Raw genomic sequence first — 16,123 nt, forward strand, 5'->3', positions numbered from 1 at the left:
TCCGCGTCACCGGCGGCGCGGTGCTCAGTCCCACCAGCCTTCGCGCTTGCTCGACAACACGCGCCCGTCGTGGCCGCTCATGCGCACTTCCACGCGCTGGTTGCGCGCGTTGCGGGCCTCCAGCTTCCAAGTGGCACCGTCGCGTTCGAAGGACTCCACCTGACGGAAACCGGCCTTCTGGGCCACGGCCAAGATCTGCCCGGCATCGAGCAGGGCGCGGGTGCTGCGCGGGTCGAAGATCTCACCGGTGGCCGGGTCCACGATCACTTCTTCGAAGCTGCCATCGGCACGGGTGACGTCCGCTTCCCACAGGCCGTCATCGCGTTCCAGCTCATGCACCTGGGTGTAGCCGGCGGCGCGCAGCTTGGCCTGTACGTCGGCAGCGCTCAGGTCGGCGGCGAAGGCCGGAGTGGATACCAGCGCGGTGGCAAGGGCGGCGGCCAGGATCAGCTTGTTCATGGGGGATCTCCAGAAAGGGCCGGTCGATTCCGGCACCGCCAGTCTGGCAAGCGCACCTAAGCGGACCATGAGCCCGGCTGTTAGGGAATGTTTAGACGGGCGGCGTATACCGTGTGGCATGTCCATGACCGCCTCCCTGTTGCTTCCCGTGCTGCTGGCGTTGAGCCCGCAGGAGCCCGTGCGCGTGCACGACGGCGGCAGCCGCCAGCAGGAGGCGGTGCGCCAGGCCGTGCGCCAGGGCCGGCTGGTGCCGCTGCAGCAGGTGGTGGCCGACGCGCTGCGCCGCTACCCCGGCAAGCTGGTGGAAGTGGAACTGGACGACGGCAAGTACGAGATCGAGATCCTGGGCGCCAACGGCGTGGTGATGGAGCTGGATTACGATGCAGCTACCGGGCGCCTGTTGAAGATGGAAGAAGATTGATGCGGATCCTGCTTGCCGAGGACGATGCCCTGCTGGCCAACCGGCTGCAGGCCCTGCTGGAAGAGGCCGGCTACTTGGTGCTGCACAGCGCCGAAGGCCGCCAGGCTGAGGAGCTGGGCCAGATCGAGGACATCGCCGCGGCGGTGGTCGACCTGGGCCTGCCCGGGCTGGATGGCCTGAGCATCATCGAGCGTTGGCGCCAGGCCGGGCGCGGCTTCCCGGTGCTGGTGCTGACCGCCCGGGCGCGCTGGCACGACAAGCTGGCCGGCTTCGATGCCGGGGCCGACGACTACCTGACCAAACCGTTCCAGCCCGAAGAACTGCTGCTGCGCCTGCGTGCGCTGATCCGGCGCAGCGCCGGCCATGCCAGCCCGCGCCTGCAGTGCGGGCCACTGCTGCTGGACGTCAACGCCGGCCGCTTCGAGCTGGACGGCGAGCTGCTGCACCTGAGCCCGCAGGAGCAGCGCATCCTGAGCTACTTCCTGCACCACCCCGACGTGGTGATCAGCCGCTCGCGGTTGGGCGAGCACGTGTACGAGGCCGGCTTCGATCCCGATTCCAACACGCTGGACGTGCTGATCGGGCGGATCCGCCGCAAGCTGGGCAGCGACCTCATCCATACCCATCGTGGGCAGGGCTTCCGCCTGTCGGCACAGCCATGAATACCGGCTCGCTGCGTACCCGCCTGCTGCTCGCCGGTGGCGTGGGCCTGGTGCTGGTGTCGGCGCTGGCCACCTGGTGGCTGGGTGCGATGTTTGAGCGTTCGGCACGCAGCGCGCTGGACCAGCGCCTGGGCAACGAACTGATCGCAGTGCTGGCGCTGGCCGAAAGCGATGCACAGGGCCGCCTGCAGCTGCGCCGTGAATTGTTCGACGAGCGCTACCAGCGGGTGTTTTCCGGTACCTACTGGCAGGTGCAGGACGCCAAGGGCCAGCCGCTGGGGCAATCGCGCTCGTTGTGGGATGAAACCCTGGCCACCCCGGCGACGCTGCGCACCGGGCCGGCGCAGGCCTTCGACACCACCGGCCCGCTGCATGCCCCCCTGCGTGCGCTGGCCCAGCAGGTCACGTTGCCGCGCGTGCCCACGCCGCTGCGCGTGGTGGTGGCCACCGACCGCAGCGATCTGGACGCCCAGGTCAGCGCGTTCCGCCAGCACACGGCGCTGGCGCTGGCCGTGCTGGTGGCGCTGTGGTTCGCGGTACTGGTCACCCAGGTGCATTACGGCCTGCGCCCGCTGGCCGAACTGAGCCGCATCGCCGGCCAGGTCCGCAACGGTGAAAACGTGCGCTTTCCGCAGCAGGGGTTGGTCAGGGAGGTGGCGCCCTTGGCGGTGCAGCTCAACGACCTGCTCGACCACCATCAGCGCATGGTGGTGCGTGCGCGCCGCAGTGCCGAGGACCTCGCCCATGCCTTGAAGACGCCGCTGACGGTGCTGATGACCGAAGCCGAGGGCGACGGCAGCGACTGGCGCCAGACCCTGCGCAGCGAAACCGCGCGCATGCAGGCCAGCATCGAGCGCTACCTGGCGGCCGGGATCGGTGCCGACAGCCAGCAGCGCACCGTGGTGGCCCCGGTGATGGGCGCGCTGTGCAGTTTGATGCAGCGCGTTCACAACGAACGCGGGCTGGTGTTCGAACAGGACCCCGATGCGCAGGGCCTGTTTGCCGGTGCGCGCGAAGACCTGGAGGAAATGCTCGGCAACCTGCTCGACAACGCCGGCAAGTGGGCCGCGCATACGGTGCGTGTCAGCGTGCGCCACGTCGGTAATGAACTGCACATCCGCGTGGAGGACGACGGCCCGGGGCTGCCGGACGCGGAGCTGCAACACGTGCTGGAGCGTGGCGTGCGCCTGGACGAGCGTGCCTCCAGCAACGGCCTGGGCCTGGCGATCGTGGCCGACATCGCCGAGAGTTACGGCGGCACCTTGGTGCTGGCCAATACGCACCCGGGACTGCGCGCGACGTTGACGCTGCCAGCGGGCTGACCGGCGGTGGTCCTACCGGCCCCAAATGCGCGTAGAGCCGACCGTTGGTCGGCTGCATTTCGCGAACAACCGAATGCCCGTGGTGTACGTCAGCCGACCAACGGTCGGCTCTACCCGGCCCCTACGGAACGCTCGTATGGTCGGCTGCACTTTGCGAACAACCTGACGCGCCCATGGTGCGCGTCAGCCGACCAACGGTCGGCTCTACCGGGAGTGGTGCATCCACCAGCAATCGATGGCGTCCAGCACGATGTGGATGATCAGCCCGATGCCGAACAACCGCGTTTTCTTCGGCACGCACAGGCCCGCATACACCGCAATCGCCGGCGCGGTGTGCAACGGATGGAAGCCGATGCTGCAGCGGTTCGGGGCGTAGATCGGGTCGGCCAGCAGGTGGTCCAGGTCGATGATCCAGCCCAGCAACAGCAGTGCCCACGCAGACAGAAAGCGCTTGCGCCAGAACATCCACGCCAGCAACGCCGGCACGGCGGCATGCAGGAACAGATGGAAGATCGCGCGTGCGCTCATGAGCCGGCTGCCGTGTTGAAAAAGGAAACCAAGCCGCTACGTAGCGCCGGGCTCTGCCCGGCGGTATGCCCGGCAACGGGAAGCGTGCCGCAGCAAGCAGCCGGGCAGAGCCCGGCGCTACGCGGGTGCCGCTGGCTCAGGCCAGCGGCTCGTCGGACAGATAGGTGTACCCGGTCAGGCCTGCTTCCAGCGCGTCGGACAGCTCCTGTGCGCGCTCCGGCGACAGCTTCGCTGCCGCCACGCGTTCGGCATAGCTGGCACGCAGGTCGGCCAGGCTGTAACCCACGTAGTCCAGCATCACGTCGGTGGTGTCGCCGCGGCGCTGCTGGGTGATCGCGTAGCCATCGGCATCGGCCAGCACTTCCACCGCGTCGGTGTCGCCGAACAGGTTGTGGATGTCGCCCAGGATTTCCTGGTACGCGCCCACCATGAAGAAGGCGATGCGGTAGCTCTCGCCCGGGTTCAGCGCGTGCAGCGGCAGCGAGCTGTCCAGGCTCTCGTTCTCGACGTAGGTCTTGACCATGCCATCGGAATCGCAGGTCATGTCGGCGATGATGCCGCGGCGCTGCGGCGCCTCGTTCAGGCGCTCGATCGGCACGATCGGGAACACCTGGTCGATCGCCCACGCATCGGGAATCGACTCGAACACGCTGAAGTTGACGAAATACTTGTCCACCAGGCGTTCGTTCAACTCGTCCAGCGCCGGGCGATGGCTCTTCTCGTCGTAGCTCAGGCGCGCACGCACCGCATGGGCGATGGCGTAGAACAGGTCATCGATGCGCGCCCGCTGCGGCAGGTCGATTTGGCCCAGCGCATAGCTGGACAGGCCTTCGGCATGGAAGTGCTGGGCTTCCTGGAACAGCTCCACCGCCGGGCGCTCGTCCAGCTCGGCGTGGATCTCGCGCAGGTGGCGGATCGCCGCCGGTTCGTCGTCGTGCTGGTCCGGCACGCGGCCTTCCTGCGCCTCTTCCACTTCGGACACGTTGGCAATCAGCACCGCGTGGTGCGCGGTCATGGCGCGGCCGCACTCGGTGACGATCCGCGGCGGGGTCAGGCCGTGTTCTTCGCAGGCATTGGCCAGCGGCTGCACGATGTTGCTGGCGTACGAATTGAGCCCATAGTTGATCGAGCAGAAGCTGCGCGAGCGGGTGCCTTCGTAATCCACGCCCAGGCCGCCGCCCACGTCCACGTGGGTGATCTTCGCACCCAGGCGCGACAGTTCCACGAAGTAGCGGGTGGCTTCGCGCATGCCGTTGGCGATGTCGCGCACGTTGGAGATCTGCGAGCCCATGTGGAAATGCAGCAGGCTCAGGCAGTCGGCGTACTCGGTGTCGCGCAGCGACTTCCACAGGTCCAGCAGCTGGCGCGGGGACAGGCCGAACTTGGCCTTGTCGCCGCCGCTGTTCTGCCACTTGCCCGCGCCCAGCGAGGCCAGGCGCATGCGCACGCCCAGGCCCGGCTTCACATCCAGCGCCTTGGATTCCTCCAGCACCAGCTTCAGCTCGGACGGCTTCTCGATCACGATGAAGGTCTGCAGGCCCAGCTTGCGGCCGATCAGGGCCAGGCGGATGTACTCGCGGTCCTTGTAGCCATTGCAGACGATCAGCCCGCCCGGGCGCGAGAGCGCCAGCACGGCCATCAGCTCGGGCTTGCTGCCCGCTTCCAGGCCGAAGCCCTCGCCATGGTGGCTGGCCAGGGTGCCGGCCACGCCACGGTGCTGGTTGACCTTGATCGGGTACACGGCGGTGTAGCCGCCCGGGTACTCCCAGTCGGCCTGGGCCTGCGCGAACGCGGCCTGCAGCTTGCCCAGGCGCTGGCCCAGGATGTCCGGGAAGCGCACCAGCAGCGGCAGCTTGGCGCCGGCCTCGCGGGCGGCGTCCACGATTTTGGGCAAGGACACCACCGGGCCGTCCTGGCCAGTCGGTCTCACCACCATGTGTCCTGCCTGATCCACGTCGAAGTAGCCATCCGCCCAATGCGGAATCGAGTAGGTCTTGCGGGCTTGGTCGAGGGACCAATCGGTCATTTCAGTGGGCCTGGTTGGTAAAAAAGGGGGTGCATGATAACGCCTATGTGGCGACAGCTCCGTTATCATGCGCGCCCGCGCCCGTGCTCAGGCTTCAAACCTGAACGGGCAACCCGTCCGGACGTGGCTTGCGCCACGCGGCACCGCCGCCAGCCCGGCTCCAATACCCTTCCGAACAGGACTGCTATTCCATGACTGACAACAACAACTGGTACATCGAGCATTTCGAGCGCACCGGCTCGGCCATCGGCTACCGCCTGACCGGCAAGCTGGACGAAGTGCAGTCGCCGTTCCAGAAGATCGAGATCTTCGCGACCACCGACTGGGGCAACCTGATGACCATCGATGGCGCCATCATGTTGACCAGCAAGGACAACTTCTTCTATCACGAGATGATCAGCCACCCGGTGCTGTTCACCCACGCCGCGCCCAAGCGCGTGGTGATCATCGGCGGCGGCGACTGCGGCACCCTGCGCGAAGTGCTCAAGCACCCGGGCGTGGAGAGCGTGACCCAGTGCGACATCGACGAGCAGGTCACCGTGATGGCCCGCAAGCACTTCCCGGAACTGTGCGATTCCAACGACGATCCGCGCGCCGAGCTGATGTTCGACGATGGCGTGGCCTACATGGCCAACTGCCCGGCCGGCAGCGTGGACGTGGTGATCGTGGACTCCACCGACCCGGTGGGCCCGGGCGAAGGCCTGTTCAACAAGGCCTTCTACGAGAGCTGCTTCAAGGCGCTCAAGGACGACGGCATCCTGGTGCAGCAGTCCGAATCGCCGCTGATGCAGCTGGACCTGATCAACGAAATGCGCACCGAGATGGGCAAGGCGGGCTTCGGCTCGTTCAAGACCCTGCCGTTCCCGCAGCCGTGCTACCCGACCGGCTGGTGGAGCGTGACCCTGGCCCGCAAGGGCGAGAGCAGCTTCGACTTCCGCCAGGCCGATTCGGCTGGCAAGGCGTTCGATACGCTGTACTACACCGCCGCGCTGCACACCGGCGTGCTGGTGACCCCGCCGTTCGTGGCGGCAGCCCTGAAGGGCTGATGCGGTAAGCGCCGGTTTCGATCGTTGCCGCGCTGTGCGCGGCCAGCCGACCAACGGTCGGCTCTACCGGTCGCCTTCGGCCCCGGTGTTGATCGGCCGGCCCCGGCAATGAAGGGGTAGGCACCGACCGTTGGTCGGTGCGCCCTGAAACCGCGATGCATGCGGACAAACAAAAACCCGCGCTGGCAACAGCGCGGGTTTTTTGTGCCCGGTAGTGCCGGCCGCTGGCCGGCAACCCCATGAACCCCTGACCTCAGATCGCCCAGATCCCGGCAATCACCGCCAGCACCAGACCCCACTTGATCACCTGGTAGGCCACCACGCTGCGCTCGCGCAGCGCCTTGGCCTTCAGCCGCACCTTGTACACGCCGCCAAACGCCTTGTTGACCCCACCGGTGGGGTCGCCCGGCAGGTTCGGCGAGGCGCCACCGGCCAGCAGCGTGGACGCCACCGCGCGGTTGAACAGGCCCGGTAGGCCGAAGCGCAGCGGGCGCGCGATGTCGCAGAACAGGATCACCCGGTCATCGGGCGTCTCGTTGTGCGCGTGGTGGATGTAGGTCTCATCGAACATCATCCACTCGCCATCGCGCCAGCTCTTCTTGATGCCATCCACCACGATGTAGCAGCCATCGTCGTTGGGCGTGGCCAGGCCCAGGTGCAGGCGCAGCGAACCGGCGAACGGGTCGCGGTGCGGGCGCAGTTCGCTGCCCGAGGGCAACTGGGCGAACATCGCCGCGCGCACGTCCGGCAGCGATTCCAGCAGCGCGGTGGTCTTCGGGCACAGCGTCTTGGCCGACGGGTGCGACGGGCCGTACCACTTCAGGTAGAAGCGCTTCCAGCCGCGGCGGAAGAACGAATTGAAGCCGGCATCGTTGAACGTGCTGGACGCGGCGATCTTGTCCGCATCGCGCAGCGCCAGCGCCTCATCGCGGATCATCTGCCAGTTCTGGCGCAGCGGTTCCAGCTGCGGGAATTCCTTGCCCGGGTCCAGGAACGGCGTGGTCGGCACCTTCGAGAACATGTACATAATCACGTTGATGGGGGCCATGAAGCTGGAGTGGTCCAGCAGCTGCCGCGACCAGCGCGCGCGCACCTTGCCGCGGAAATGGATATACAGCACGCAGGCGATGAACAGCGCTGCCAGCACGATCTTGGTCATCAGTCTTCCTCCGGCAGGGCCGGAACCGAAAAGTGGGGGCGATGCACGGCAGAAACCGGCACCGATAAGGCGTCAGGGGGCGGGGACGTGCCAGAGAGGGGCGGCCGCCCATGTCGCGATCAACAGCGTATGGTCGGCACCGGGTGCGCCGGGGTCAAGCGGGCGGTGGGGCCTGTTCAGCACCCCGTGCCTGAACAGGGCGACTGGACCACCCCGATGCACCGTCACCTCGGCGGCGCCGCCTCCCCCTCAGCGAGGCCTACCAGGACTTCTTCGCTCCGGTGGCCAGCGTGCTGCGCCACGCACTGCTGGCGTTCCTTGAGCGCATTGCCCATTCGGGCCTGTCCGCAAGCACTTGATCGAGAACGAAATTCTAGCGAGTGATACAGAATTGTCCGATTCTGCGTGACGAACTGTTCCACCCCCGGCTACGACATTTCTCCGACATTCTCTGGATTGGTGTACTGGTGAGTATTAAAATTAACGAAATCTTGATACCCACCCCTCCCCAGTAGCAGCACCGGTACGCCTGACGCTTTGCGCCGACCACCGGGTCGCCCAAAGAACGCCATGAATACTCCTGTTGCTTCGTGTGTCGGCACCGACACCGCCCCGGCCGAGCTGCTCAAGCGCGGCGAACGCCTGCTTGAACCGGACGTCTACCGCACCTGCCTCAACGGCCAGCAGGCCGTGGTGAAGGACTACACCCGTTACCGCGGCACGCCGCTGTCGCCGGTGGCGCGCCTGCTGGTGCGCCGCGAGGCCCGCATCCTGCAGCGCCTGAGTGGCTGGAAGCATGCCCCGGCCCTGCTGGGCACCATCGGCGGGCTGGCGCTGGGCATGGAGTTCATTCCCGGCCAGACCCTGAGCGCGGCCCAGTCGGTCGGCGTGGAGGTGTTCGAGCAGCTGCAATACGCCCTCACCCGCCTGCACGCGGCCGGCATCACCCACAACGACCTGCATGGCACCAACGTGATGGTCAGCGGCGGGGTGCCGGTGCTGGTGGACTTCACCTCGGCCTGGCGCAGCCCGCGCTGGCTGCCGGTGCACCCGGTATCGCGCCAGCTGCGCCGCAGCGACATGAAGAACCTGCTGAAGATGCGCCAGCGCCTGACCGGCCTGACGCCCACGCCGTCGCAGGCCGCGCTGGTGGCCGACCCGCGCTGGGTGGCCAGCCTGCGCGTGGGCTGGAAGCGCTTCTACCGCTGGTTCAAGGGCCACGCGTAACCCCGCCGCTGTGTCCCGCAGGCCGGGCGCGCTGCCCGGCCATGCCAACCCGACCCGCATACAGCGGACCGTAGCGCCGGACTCTGCCCGGCAAACACAACTTACAGCGCGTCAGCGTCCAGCTCACCGGTGCGGATGCGCACCACGCTGCCCAGGTCGTACACGAACACCTTGCCGTCGCCGATCTTGCCGGTGCCGGCGGCCTTCACGATGGCCTCCACCACTTCCTCGACCTGGCCATCGGTGACCGCCACCTCGATCTTCACCTTGGGCAGGAAGTCCACCACGTACTCCGCACCGCGGTACAGCTCGGTATGTCCCTTCTGGCGCCCGAAGCCTTTCACCTCGGTGACCGTGATCCCGGTGACGCCGCGCTCGGCCAGTGCTTCGCGCACGTCGTCGAGCTTGAACGGCTTGAGCACCGCCATGACCATCTTCATTCTGCTTGGCTCCTGTATTCCGGCGAGCGAGGATAACGCCTGTCCCCCGGTGAACGCGATGCGCGCGGTCAGTGCCGGCGCCGGCGTGGGGGACTATCCTTAGCGTATACCCTGCGGAGCAGTAGCATGATCGACCTCAACCACCTTGATGACCTGGCCCGTCGCCTGAGCGACATGGTCCCGCCGGGACTGCGCCAGTCGCGCGAGGAACTGCAGGCCACCTTCAAGACCGCGCTGCAGGCCGGGCTGGGCAAACTGGACCTGGTCACCCGCGAGGAATTCGACGTACAGCGCGCGGTGCTGCTCAAGACCCGCGAGAAGCTGGAGGCGCTGGAAAAGACCGTGGCCGAGCTGGAAGCGCGCGGCGGCGATACGCCGGCAGGCTGAGCCCGGGCCGCATCAGGCCGTTTGCAGCACAAACCGCTCGATCGCCAGCGCCACGCCGTCCTCGGCGTTGGTCGCGGTTTCGAAGCGCGCCGTCTGCTTCACCGCATCGATCGCGTTGCCCATCGCCACGCTGGTCCCGGCAAACTGCAGCATGGTCAGGTCGTTCTCCTGATCGCCCAGCGCCATCACGTTGGCCGCGTCCACGCCCAGGTGCGCGGCCAGCTTCTGCAGGCTCGGCCCCTTGCCCGCCCGGTGGTCGAACACCTCCAGGAAGAACGGCGCACTCTTGAGCACCGCGAAACGGTCGGTCAGTTCCGATGGCAGACGCGTGATCGCTGCATCCAGAACATGCGGCTCGTCGATCATCATCAGCTTGATGAACTGCATCGCCGGGTCCATGTCCTCCACCCGCCGGTACGACAGCGGCACGTGCGACAGGTGCGAATCGGCCACCGTGTAGATGCTGATGTCCTGGTTGGGCGTGTACATGCGCCGGCCATCCAGCGCCTGGAAGTGGATGCCCAGATCGCGTGCGATGCGTTCGCAGAACAGGAAGTCCTCGAAGCTCAGCGGATACTCAACCACGCGCTGGCCGCTGCCGAGGTTCTCCACCACCGCACCATTGCAGGCGATGCAGAATTCCGCATCGCCCTCGATGCCCAGCTCAGCCAGGAACGGTGCCAGCCCGGACACCGGCCGGCCGCTGGCCAGCACCACCCGCACGCCCTGCGCGCGGGCCGCGGCAATGGCCTGCTTCACCCGCGGCGTGAGCTTGTGGGCCGGGTTGAGCAGGGTGCCATCCATGTCGATGGCGATGAGGCGGACCGGGCTGGGGTGGTGCGGCATATCCATCAGGTTGAATGTTCGGGCGGTGCAGGGGGGCGTCCAGTCTAGCGGCAGCGCATGAACGCCCGCGACCGCGCGCGTCGCCTCAGAAGCCTTCTGGAGTCGGAACGCTCTGTAGTTCCTTCGCCTTCCTCCACCTCTCCACGGCGCCATGAAGGCGCGATGCCCGACTCCCGTCCAGTGGCCAACCAGTGACCTTCTCGACAAGCCGGCCACCCGCAAAGAAATAGAACACCGGTGTCGACCAGTCATCGATCTCTGGCCAGTCAAGCCAGTCATACGTCAAAACCATGCGCTGGGACGGATGACGTCGGTTCCAGCTCTCCACCTCGCGAACGCGAAGGTCACCTTCGGGAGGCACCAGCCACAACGCATCCTTGAAGCCGTCGGCAAGGCGTGAGTCCATGGAAATGGCCGCGCCTGCCGCATTCGAAAACCCACATACAGGATTACTCACTACGACAATGCCATCCCTGAGCCGGGCTTCGTCAGCCGGCTCCACGGAGATATGGTTGTTGTCTGTCACCATTACCCTACGCACTGCACCCTTGCCGGCCAACGCGCCGACATCCACCGAAGGGAGCGATGGGCGCCCGGCCTCTGCCAGCAGGATGTCCGCCCACTCGAATTCTCGTGCCTTGATCATTGAACGGATCACTTGATCAAGGTCACCCTCCCTGGCATCGCCAAGCGCGGTCAATGCCCGATAGACCATGGCCAACTCTCGCGCGACGCCAGGGTCCTTCGAGTAGAAGACAGTGGAGATCGCAGCATCCAGTCGCGCTGAAAGTGCCTGTGGATCGGTGGTACTGACAGGTGCCGGGAACTCCGCCCTATACAGACGCACCAGACGATCGCGCCTCTCGAGTGAGGTCATTTGCTGCTCAGCAGACGCCATCGCCTCGATTCTTTGTGAGAATTCGGGCGGCTTCCCTTTCGCAGAAGCGACCCCAACCGCCAATGTCGAAAGATGCAGGAAGACAAGCGCCTTCATGGCACCGTGGAATGCGACGGCGGCGAACTGTCGTCGCATAGGCACGATCAGCCGTTGGACGTGCAGGCAGCACGCAGACCATCACGACAGGGACGCTGACCTTCACACCTGTCCCCTTCGAGGAACGGGCTGTCGCTGTCGCCAGATTCTCCTCCGATGCCCAGCGGAGCACTATTGCAATGATCATCAATATCGCTACGGAGGGAGGCCGTAATCGTGCTCGTCCCGGACTCAAGCAGCTTCATGCGCTCTTCCATGTGATGAAGATCGGCGCGCCTTCATTGCGCACAGCTTCTATATCGCAAAACTGTTCGTTGCTCAACAAGCACAGCTGGAGATTCGCTACGTCGATCTGGGTTGTCCTGTGTGATTTGTGATTCATGTCAGTTTTGAAATTGCCAACGTGTACTGCTACGTCGAGTCGATGGTGGGCGACGAGCAACTGCCGGCGTTTCATCCATAGCGCTGACAACGCAAACAGCATCGACAGGCGCGAAAATCTCCCTGGTGGCATCGCGTCGCCCACGTTCGGTTGGTGCTTATCCCGTGCTTCAACCAGACGAATGCGACTTCACACATGAAACGGTTGCTGCGCCGTACGCCACGCCAAACGCATTGAGCGATGCACCGCAATACCCACATCCAGCTGCAGGGTTTGCCTATACCGGTCAACGTTGAACTTACCCACCATTGCGAGCTTGACCGACAACTTTGGGTAATCGCATGAGCCTGGCGCTGGTCCACAGCCGTGCCCGCGCAGGCGTCAACGCGCCTGCCGTCCGCATTGAAGTACTGCTCTCCGGCGGCCTGCCGCACACCCAGATGGTGGGCCTGCCGGAAACCGCCGTGCGCGAATCGCGCGACCGCGTGCGTGCCGCCATCGTCTGTTCGCAGTTCGAGTTTCCACAACGCCGCATCACCATCAACCTGGCCCCGGCCGACCTGCCCAAGGAAGGCGGTCGCTTTGATCTGGCCATCGCGCTCGGCATCCTGGCCGCCAGCGGGCAGATCGATACGCAGGTGTTGTCGCGCTACGAATTTCTGGGCGAACTGGCGCTGACCGGTGAACTGCGCCCGGTGAACGGCGTGCTGCCCGCCGCCCTTGCCGCCGCCCGGCTTGGCCGCACGTTGATCGTGCCACCGGAAAACGCCGCCGAAGCCGGCTTGGCCGGGCACGCCGATGTGCGCGTGGCGCGGACGCTGCTGGAAGCATGCGCCGGCCTGAGTGAGCGCACGTTGCCCAAGGCCCTGCCTGCCGACGTCGCCAGCCTGCCCATGCCCGACCTGCGCGACGTACGCGGCCAACCGCAGGCACGGCGAGCGCTTGAGGTAGCCGCTGCCGGTGGTCACCACCTGTTGCTGATAGGCACGCCGGGCTGCGGCAAGACGCTGCTGGCCTCGCGGTTGCCCGGCATCCTGCCCGACGCCACCGAGCTGGAGGCACTGGAGACCGCCACGGTGGCGTCCTGCACCGGCGGCGGCATCGACACCGCCCGTTGGCGGCAGCGCCCGTACCGATCACCGCACCACACCGCCAGCGCGGTATCGCTGGTGGGCGGCGGCTCGTTCCCGCGCCCGGGCGAGATATCGCTGGCGCACAACGGCGTGCTGTTCCTGGATGAGCTGCCCGAATGGAGCCGGCACGCACTGGAGGTGCTGCGCGAGCCATTGGAGTCGGGCCAGGTGATAGTCGCGCGCGCGTCGCGCAGTGAAGCGTTTCCCGCACGCTTCCAGCTGGTGGCCGCGATGAACCCCTGCCCCTGCGGATGGGCCGGCGACCGGAGCGGGCGCTGTCGCTGCGCGGTCGATGGCATCCAGCGCTATCGCGGTCGCGTGTCCGGCCCGCTGCTGGACCGCATCGACCTGCATGTGGAGGTGCCGCGGTTGGAGCCGCACGAACTCCGCGATGACACGCCGTGCGGCGAAGACAGCAACACGGTGCGGGCGCGGGTGGTGGCGGCGCGCGAAGTGCAGCTGGGCCGCAGCGGGAAGGCCAATGCGCAGTTGCAACCGGGCGAGCTGGCGCAGCACTGTCGGCTGTCTACTGCGGATCGGCAACTGCTTGAGGATGCGGTGGAACGATTGCAGCTGTCAGCGCGGTCGATGCATCGCATTCTTCGGGTGGCGCGGACGGTGGCCGATCTGGAGGGGAGTGAGGACATTCGGACGGCGCACGTGGCCGAAGCGATCGGGTATCGGCAGTTGGATCGTGGTGGGGGTGGATGAATCGATAGCCGTCCCCGCTGTATTAGCTGAATCCCAGCTTCCCGCTCGTTGACTATTGATTCCAGCGCAAAAGAAATTCCCGAATTCCCCGCTTACTCCGCAAAGATCCAGCCACCAGACTGTCGGCCACCCGTACCACCGGCCTCTCACTGGATCTCCCCATGTCCCCCGCCTCGCACGCATCCAACGCCAACGCCCTCTCCCGCCTCACCGCCGGCGGTTTCAGCATCGGTGTGGAAGCGCCGCTGGACAACGACTGGACACCCGCCGGCGAACTCGCCCGCCGCAACAGTGGTCGGCTGCCCGGCGAACCGGACATGCAGCACCATGCGGACCTGGCCAAGCTGGTGGACCAGCTCGGCTTCCGGGCGTTGTGGGTGCGCGATGTGCCGGTGTACGACCCGTCCTTCGGCGATGCCGCGCAGGTGTTCGAGGTGTTCACCTACCTTGGCTACCTGGCCGGCATCACCCACGACATCCTGCTAGGCACCGCCGCCGTGGTGCTACCCATCCGCGAGCCGCTGCTGACCCTCAAGGCTGCCGCCACGGTGCAGCAGCTCAGCGGCAACCGCTTGCTGATGGGCGTGGCCAGCGGCGACCGCCCGGTGGAGTACCCCCTGTTCGGCCGCGACTTCCCCGGTCGGGGTGCCAACTTCCGCAACCAGGTTGACCTGCTGCGCGACCACGCACGCGCGCACCTGCCCGAACCGCTGGACCTGCTGCCCCGCCCATCCGCGCCGCTGCCGCTGCTGGTGGCCGGGCTGTCGCAGCAAACCCCTGCATGGATCGGCCAGCACATGGATGGCAGCCTGGCCTTCCCCGGCACACCGGCAGAGCACGCCCATCGCGTGGCCGCGTGGCGCGCGGTGGCCGGTGCCAAACCCTATGCCAGCTTCATCCACCTGGAGCTGGACGCGCGACCCGACGCGCCCATGAAGCGCTGGCGCTTCGGCTTCAGTGGCGGCCGCACCGCGCTGATCCAGGAGTTGCAGGCCATGCGTGCTGCCGGTGTGGACCATATCGGCCTGCAGGTGCGCCGCAACCAGCGCCCGCTGGATGACACCTTCCACGAAATCGCCGAGTACGTCCTGCCGCTGTTCCACAGCTGCGCGGCTACCGACAACGCGCCCGGCGCGACAACGCGGGCAACCGCAGACGCCTGAGCTCGACTGCTTTCCCCCCTCCCCCTTTTCATCGAGACACCCATGCGCATTTCAGTCCCCACCCGGCTGGGCTTCGGCACCGCCCCGCTTGGCAACATGTACCGCAACATCCCCGAACAGGAAGCGCTCGACACCGTTGAGGCCGCCTGGCAACAGGGCATCCGCTACTTCGACGCCGCCCCCATGTACGGCGCCGGCCTGGCCGAGATCCGGCTGGGCACGGCGCTGCAGCAACACCGGCGCGACGACTACGTACTCAGCACGAAGGTGGGGCGCTTGATCCTGGATGAGCGCGAAGACACCACCCAGCGCGACCTCGGTGAGAAGGGTGGCCTGTTCGAGCACGGCCTGCCCAACAAGATCGTCTACGACTACACCGCCGACGGCACGCTGCGCGCCATCGAGGCCAGCCTGGCGCGCCTGAAGACCGACCGCCTGGACATCGTGTGGATTCACGACCCCGCCCGCGACTTCCACGGCGAAGGCTGGCGCGACGTGTTCGACATCGCCATGAACGGTGCCGCCAAGGCCCTGACCCGGCTGCGCGAGGAAGGCGTCATCAGCGCCTGGGGGCTGGGCGTCAACCGCGTGGAACCGTGCGAAATGGCGCTGCAGCAGGCCGACCCGGACGGCTTCCTGATCGCCGGCCGCTACACCCTGCTGGACCACGCCGACGCGCTGCGCGCCCTGATGCCGGCCAGCACCGCGCGCGGCTTGGGCATCATAGTCGGCGGCCCGTACAACTCGGGCATCCTGGCCGGCGGCACGCACTACGAATACCAGCAGGCCACGCCCGAGATCCTGGCCCGCGTGGACGCCCTGCGCGCGGTGTGCGCCGAGTTCAACGTGGACATCCGCGCGGCCGCCCTGCAGTTCTCGCTGGCCCATCCGGCAGTGGCGGCGGTGATTCCCGGGGCCAGCCAGCCGAGCCGCATCGCAGAGAACCTGGCGCTGGTGGATGCGGAGATTCCGGCTGCGTTCTGGCAGGCGCTGCGCACGCGTGGGTTGGTGGCGGTGGATGCGCCGCTGCCGCAGGCGGGGTAAGGCGCAGTGTGGGCGTAGTGCCATCGCCGTAGCGCGGCATGCGCCTACCCACGCGCAGCATCGGCCGGTAGCGACTATGGCGCCCCCGAGCCACCCTCTTGAACAGTGGGTGGTGCGGGAGCGGTTGGTAGCCGGGGTCACCCTGAAAGGTGAGATGCGCATGCTGCGCACCA

At 66.7% G+C, this 16,123-nt stretch carries 17 protein-coding genes; 9 read left to right on the forward strand and 8 right to left on the reverse strand.

Annotation, left to right across the window (positions count from 1 at the left end; all coding sequences use genetic code 11):
• Window positions 1-24 precede the first annotated feature (24 nt).
• Complete coding sequence (locus AC6CHL_RS11250) at window positions 25-459, reverse strand: PepSY domain-containing protein (RefSeq protein WP_137190640.1); 435 nt, start codon at window positions 457-459, stop codon at window positions 25-27.
• Between the two features lie 124 nt (window positions 460-583).
• Between AC6CHL_RS11250 and AC6CHL_RS11255 the strand changes: the two genes are divergently transcribed.
• From AC6CHL_RS11255 to AC6CHL_RS11265, 3 genes are read left to right on the forward strand one after another with little or no spacing between them, the layout of a single operon-like run.
• A complete protein-coding gene (locus AC6CHL_RS11255; protein WP_038685748.1) occupies window positions 584-880 on the forward strand; it encodes a PepSY domain-containing protein in 297 nt (98 codons plus the stop codon).
• A complete protein-coding gene (locus AC6CHL_RS11260; RefSeq protein ID WP_038685747.1) occupies window positions 880-1,542 on the forward strand; it encodes a response regulator transcription factor in 663 nt (220 codons plus the stop codon). The genes AC6CHL_RS11255 and AC6CHL_RS11260 overlap by 1 nt, the downstream gene beginning before the upstream one ends.
• Window positions 1,539-2,864 (forward strand): sensor histidine kinase, encoded by a 1,326-nt coding sequence (locus AC6CHL_RS11265; protein WP_498294388.1) that lies wholly within the window; start codon window positions 1,539-1,541, stop codon window positions 2,862-2,864. Before AC6CHL_RS11260 ends, AC6CHL_RS11265 begins: the two co-directional genes overlap by 4 nt.
• A gap of 204 nt (window positions 2,865-3,068) precedes the next feature.
• Here AC6CHL_RS11265 and AC6CHL_RS11270 read toward each other — a convergent pair whose 3' ends face one another.
• Together AC6CHL_RS11270 and speA are read right to left on the reverse strand one after the other, a co-directional pair.
• Window positions 3,069-3,392 (reverse strand): DUF6122 family protein, encoded by a 324-nt coding sequence (locus AC6CHL_RS11270; RefSeq protein WP_038685745.1) that lies wholly within the window; start codon window positions 3,390-3,392, stop codon window positions 3,069-3,071.
• Between the two features lie 136 nt (window positions 3,393-3,528).
• Complete coding sequence (gene speA, locus AC6CHL_RS11275) at window positions 3,529-5,418, reverse strand: arginine decarboxylase (RefSeq protein WP_038685744.1); 1,890 nt, start codon at window positions 5,416-5,418, stop codon at window positions 3,529-3,531.
• Window positions 5,419-5,609: 191 nt separating this feature from the next.
• On the opposite strand from speA, the gene speE reads away from it, so the two are divergent.
• Complete coding sequence (gene speE, locus AC6CHL_RS11280) at window positions 5,610-6,464, forward strand: polyamine aminopropyltransferase (protein WP_137190644.1); 855 nt, start codon at window positions 5,610-5,612, stop codon at window positions 6,462-6,464.
• A gap of 253 nt (window positions 6,465-6,717) precedes the next feature.
• Here speE and AC6CHL_RS11285 read toward each other — a convergent pair whose 3' ends face one another.
• Window positions 6,718-7,623, reverse strand: coding sequence for an aspartyl/asparaginyl beta-hydroxylase domain-containing protein (locus AC6CHL_RS11285; protein WP_447595977.1), 906 nt, complete (start codon window positions 7,621-7,623; stop codon window positions 6,718-6,720).
• Window positions 7,624-8,193: 570 nt separating this feature from the next.
• On the opposite strand from AC6CHL_RS11285, the gene AC6CHL_RS11290 reads away from it, so the two are divergent.
• A complete protein-coding gene (locus AC6CHL_RS11290) occupies window positions 8,194-8,850 on the forward strand; it encodes an RIO1 family regulatory kinase/ATPase domain-containing protein (protein WP_038685740.1) in 657 nt (218 codons plus the stop codon).
• Between the two features lie 101 nt (window positions 8,851-8,951).
• Here the strand turns inward: AC6CHL_RS11290 and AC6CHL_RS11295 are convergent, their stop codons facing one another.
• Window positions 8,952-9,290: a P-II family nitrogen regulator gene (locus AC6CHL_RS11295; RefSeq protein WP_038685739.1), complete on the reverse strand. Its 339-nt coding sequence runs from the start codon at window positions 9,288-9,290 to the stop codon at window positions 8,952-8,954.
• Between the two features lie 126 nt (window positions 9,291-9,416).
• On the opposite strand from AC6CHL_RS11295, the gene ubiK reads away from it, so the two are divergent.
• Window positions 9,417-9,677: a ubiquinone biosynthesis accessory factor UbiK gene (gene ubiK / locus AC6CHL_RS11300; protein WP_313245031.1), complete on the forward strand. Its 261-nt coding sequence runs from the start codon at window positions 9,417-9,419 to the stop codon at window positions 9,675-9,677.
• A gap of 12 nt (window positions 9,678-9,689) precedes the next feature.
• On the opposite strand, the gene yidA is transcribed toward ubiK, so the two are convergent.
• The 3 genes from yidA to AC6CHL_RS11315 all read right to left on the reverse strand — a co-directional run bounded on the left by yidA (window position 9,690) and on the right by AC6CHL_RS11315 (window position 12,043).
• Complete coding sequence (gene yidA / locus AC6CHL_RS11305) at window positions 9,690-10,529, reverse strand: sugar-phosphatase (RefSeq protein WP_498294389.1); 840 nt, start codon at window positions 10,527-10,529, stop codon at window positions 9,690-9,692.
• A 79-nt stretch (window positions 10,530-10,608) separates the two neighbouring features.
• Window positions 10,609-11,556 (reverse strand): hypothetical protein, encoded by a 948-nt coding sequence (locus AC6CHL_RS11310; RefSeq protein ID WP_498294390.1) that lies wholly within the window; start codon window positions 11,554-11,556, stop codon window positions 10,609-10,611.
• A 202-nt stretch (window positions 11,557-11,758) separates the two neighbouring features.
• Entirely contained in the window at window positions 11,759-12,043 is a 285-nt protein-coding gene (locus tag AC6CHL_RS11315) for a hypothetical protein (RefSeq protein ID WP_498294391.1), read from the reverse strand.
• A 197-nt stretch (window positions 12,044-12,240) separates the two neighbouring features.
• Here AC6CHL_RS11315 and AC6CHL_RS11320 point away from each other — a divergent pair, with 197 nt between their 5' ends.
• The 3 genes from AC6CHL_RS11320 (at window position 12,241) to AC6CHL_RS11330 (ending at window position 15,950) form a co-directional block, all read left to right on the forward strand.
• Complete coding sequence (locus tag AC6CHL_RS11320; RefSeq protein WP_498294392.1) at window positions 12,241-13,743, forward strand: YifB family Mg chelatase-like AAA ATPase; 1,503 nt, start codon at window positions 12,241-12,243, stop codon at window positions 13,741-13,743.
• Window positions 13,744-13,904: 161 nt separating this feature from the next.
• On the forward strand, window positions 13,905-14,906 hold the full coding sequence (locus AC6CHL_RS11325; protein WP_498294393.1) for a TIGR03571 family LLM class oxidoreductase: 1,002 nt from the start codon (window positions 13,905-13,907) through the stop codon (window positions 14,904-14,906).
• A gap of 42 nt (window positions 14,907-14,948) precedes the next feature.
• Window positions 14,949-15,950, forward strand: coding sequence for an aldo/keto reductase (locus AC6CHL_RS11330; protein WP_498294394.1), 1,002 nt, complete (start codon window positions 14,949-14,951; stop codon window positions 15,948-15,950).
• Window positions 15,951-16,123: the final 173 nt, after the last annotated feature.

Source organism: Stenotrophomonas sp. GQ19 (assembly GCF_059758695.1).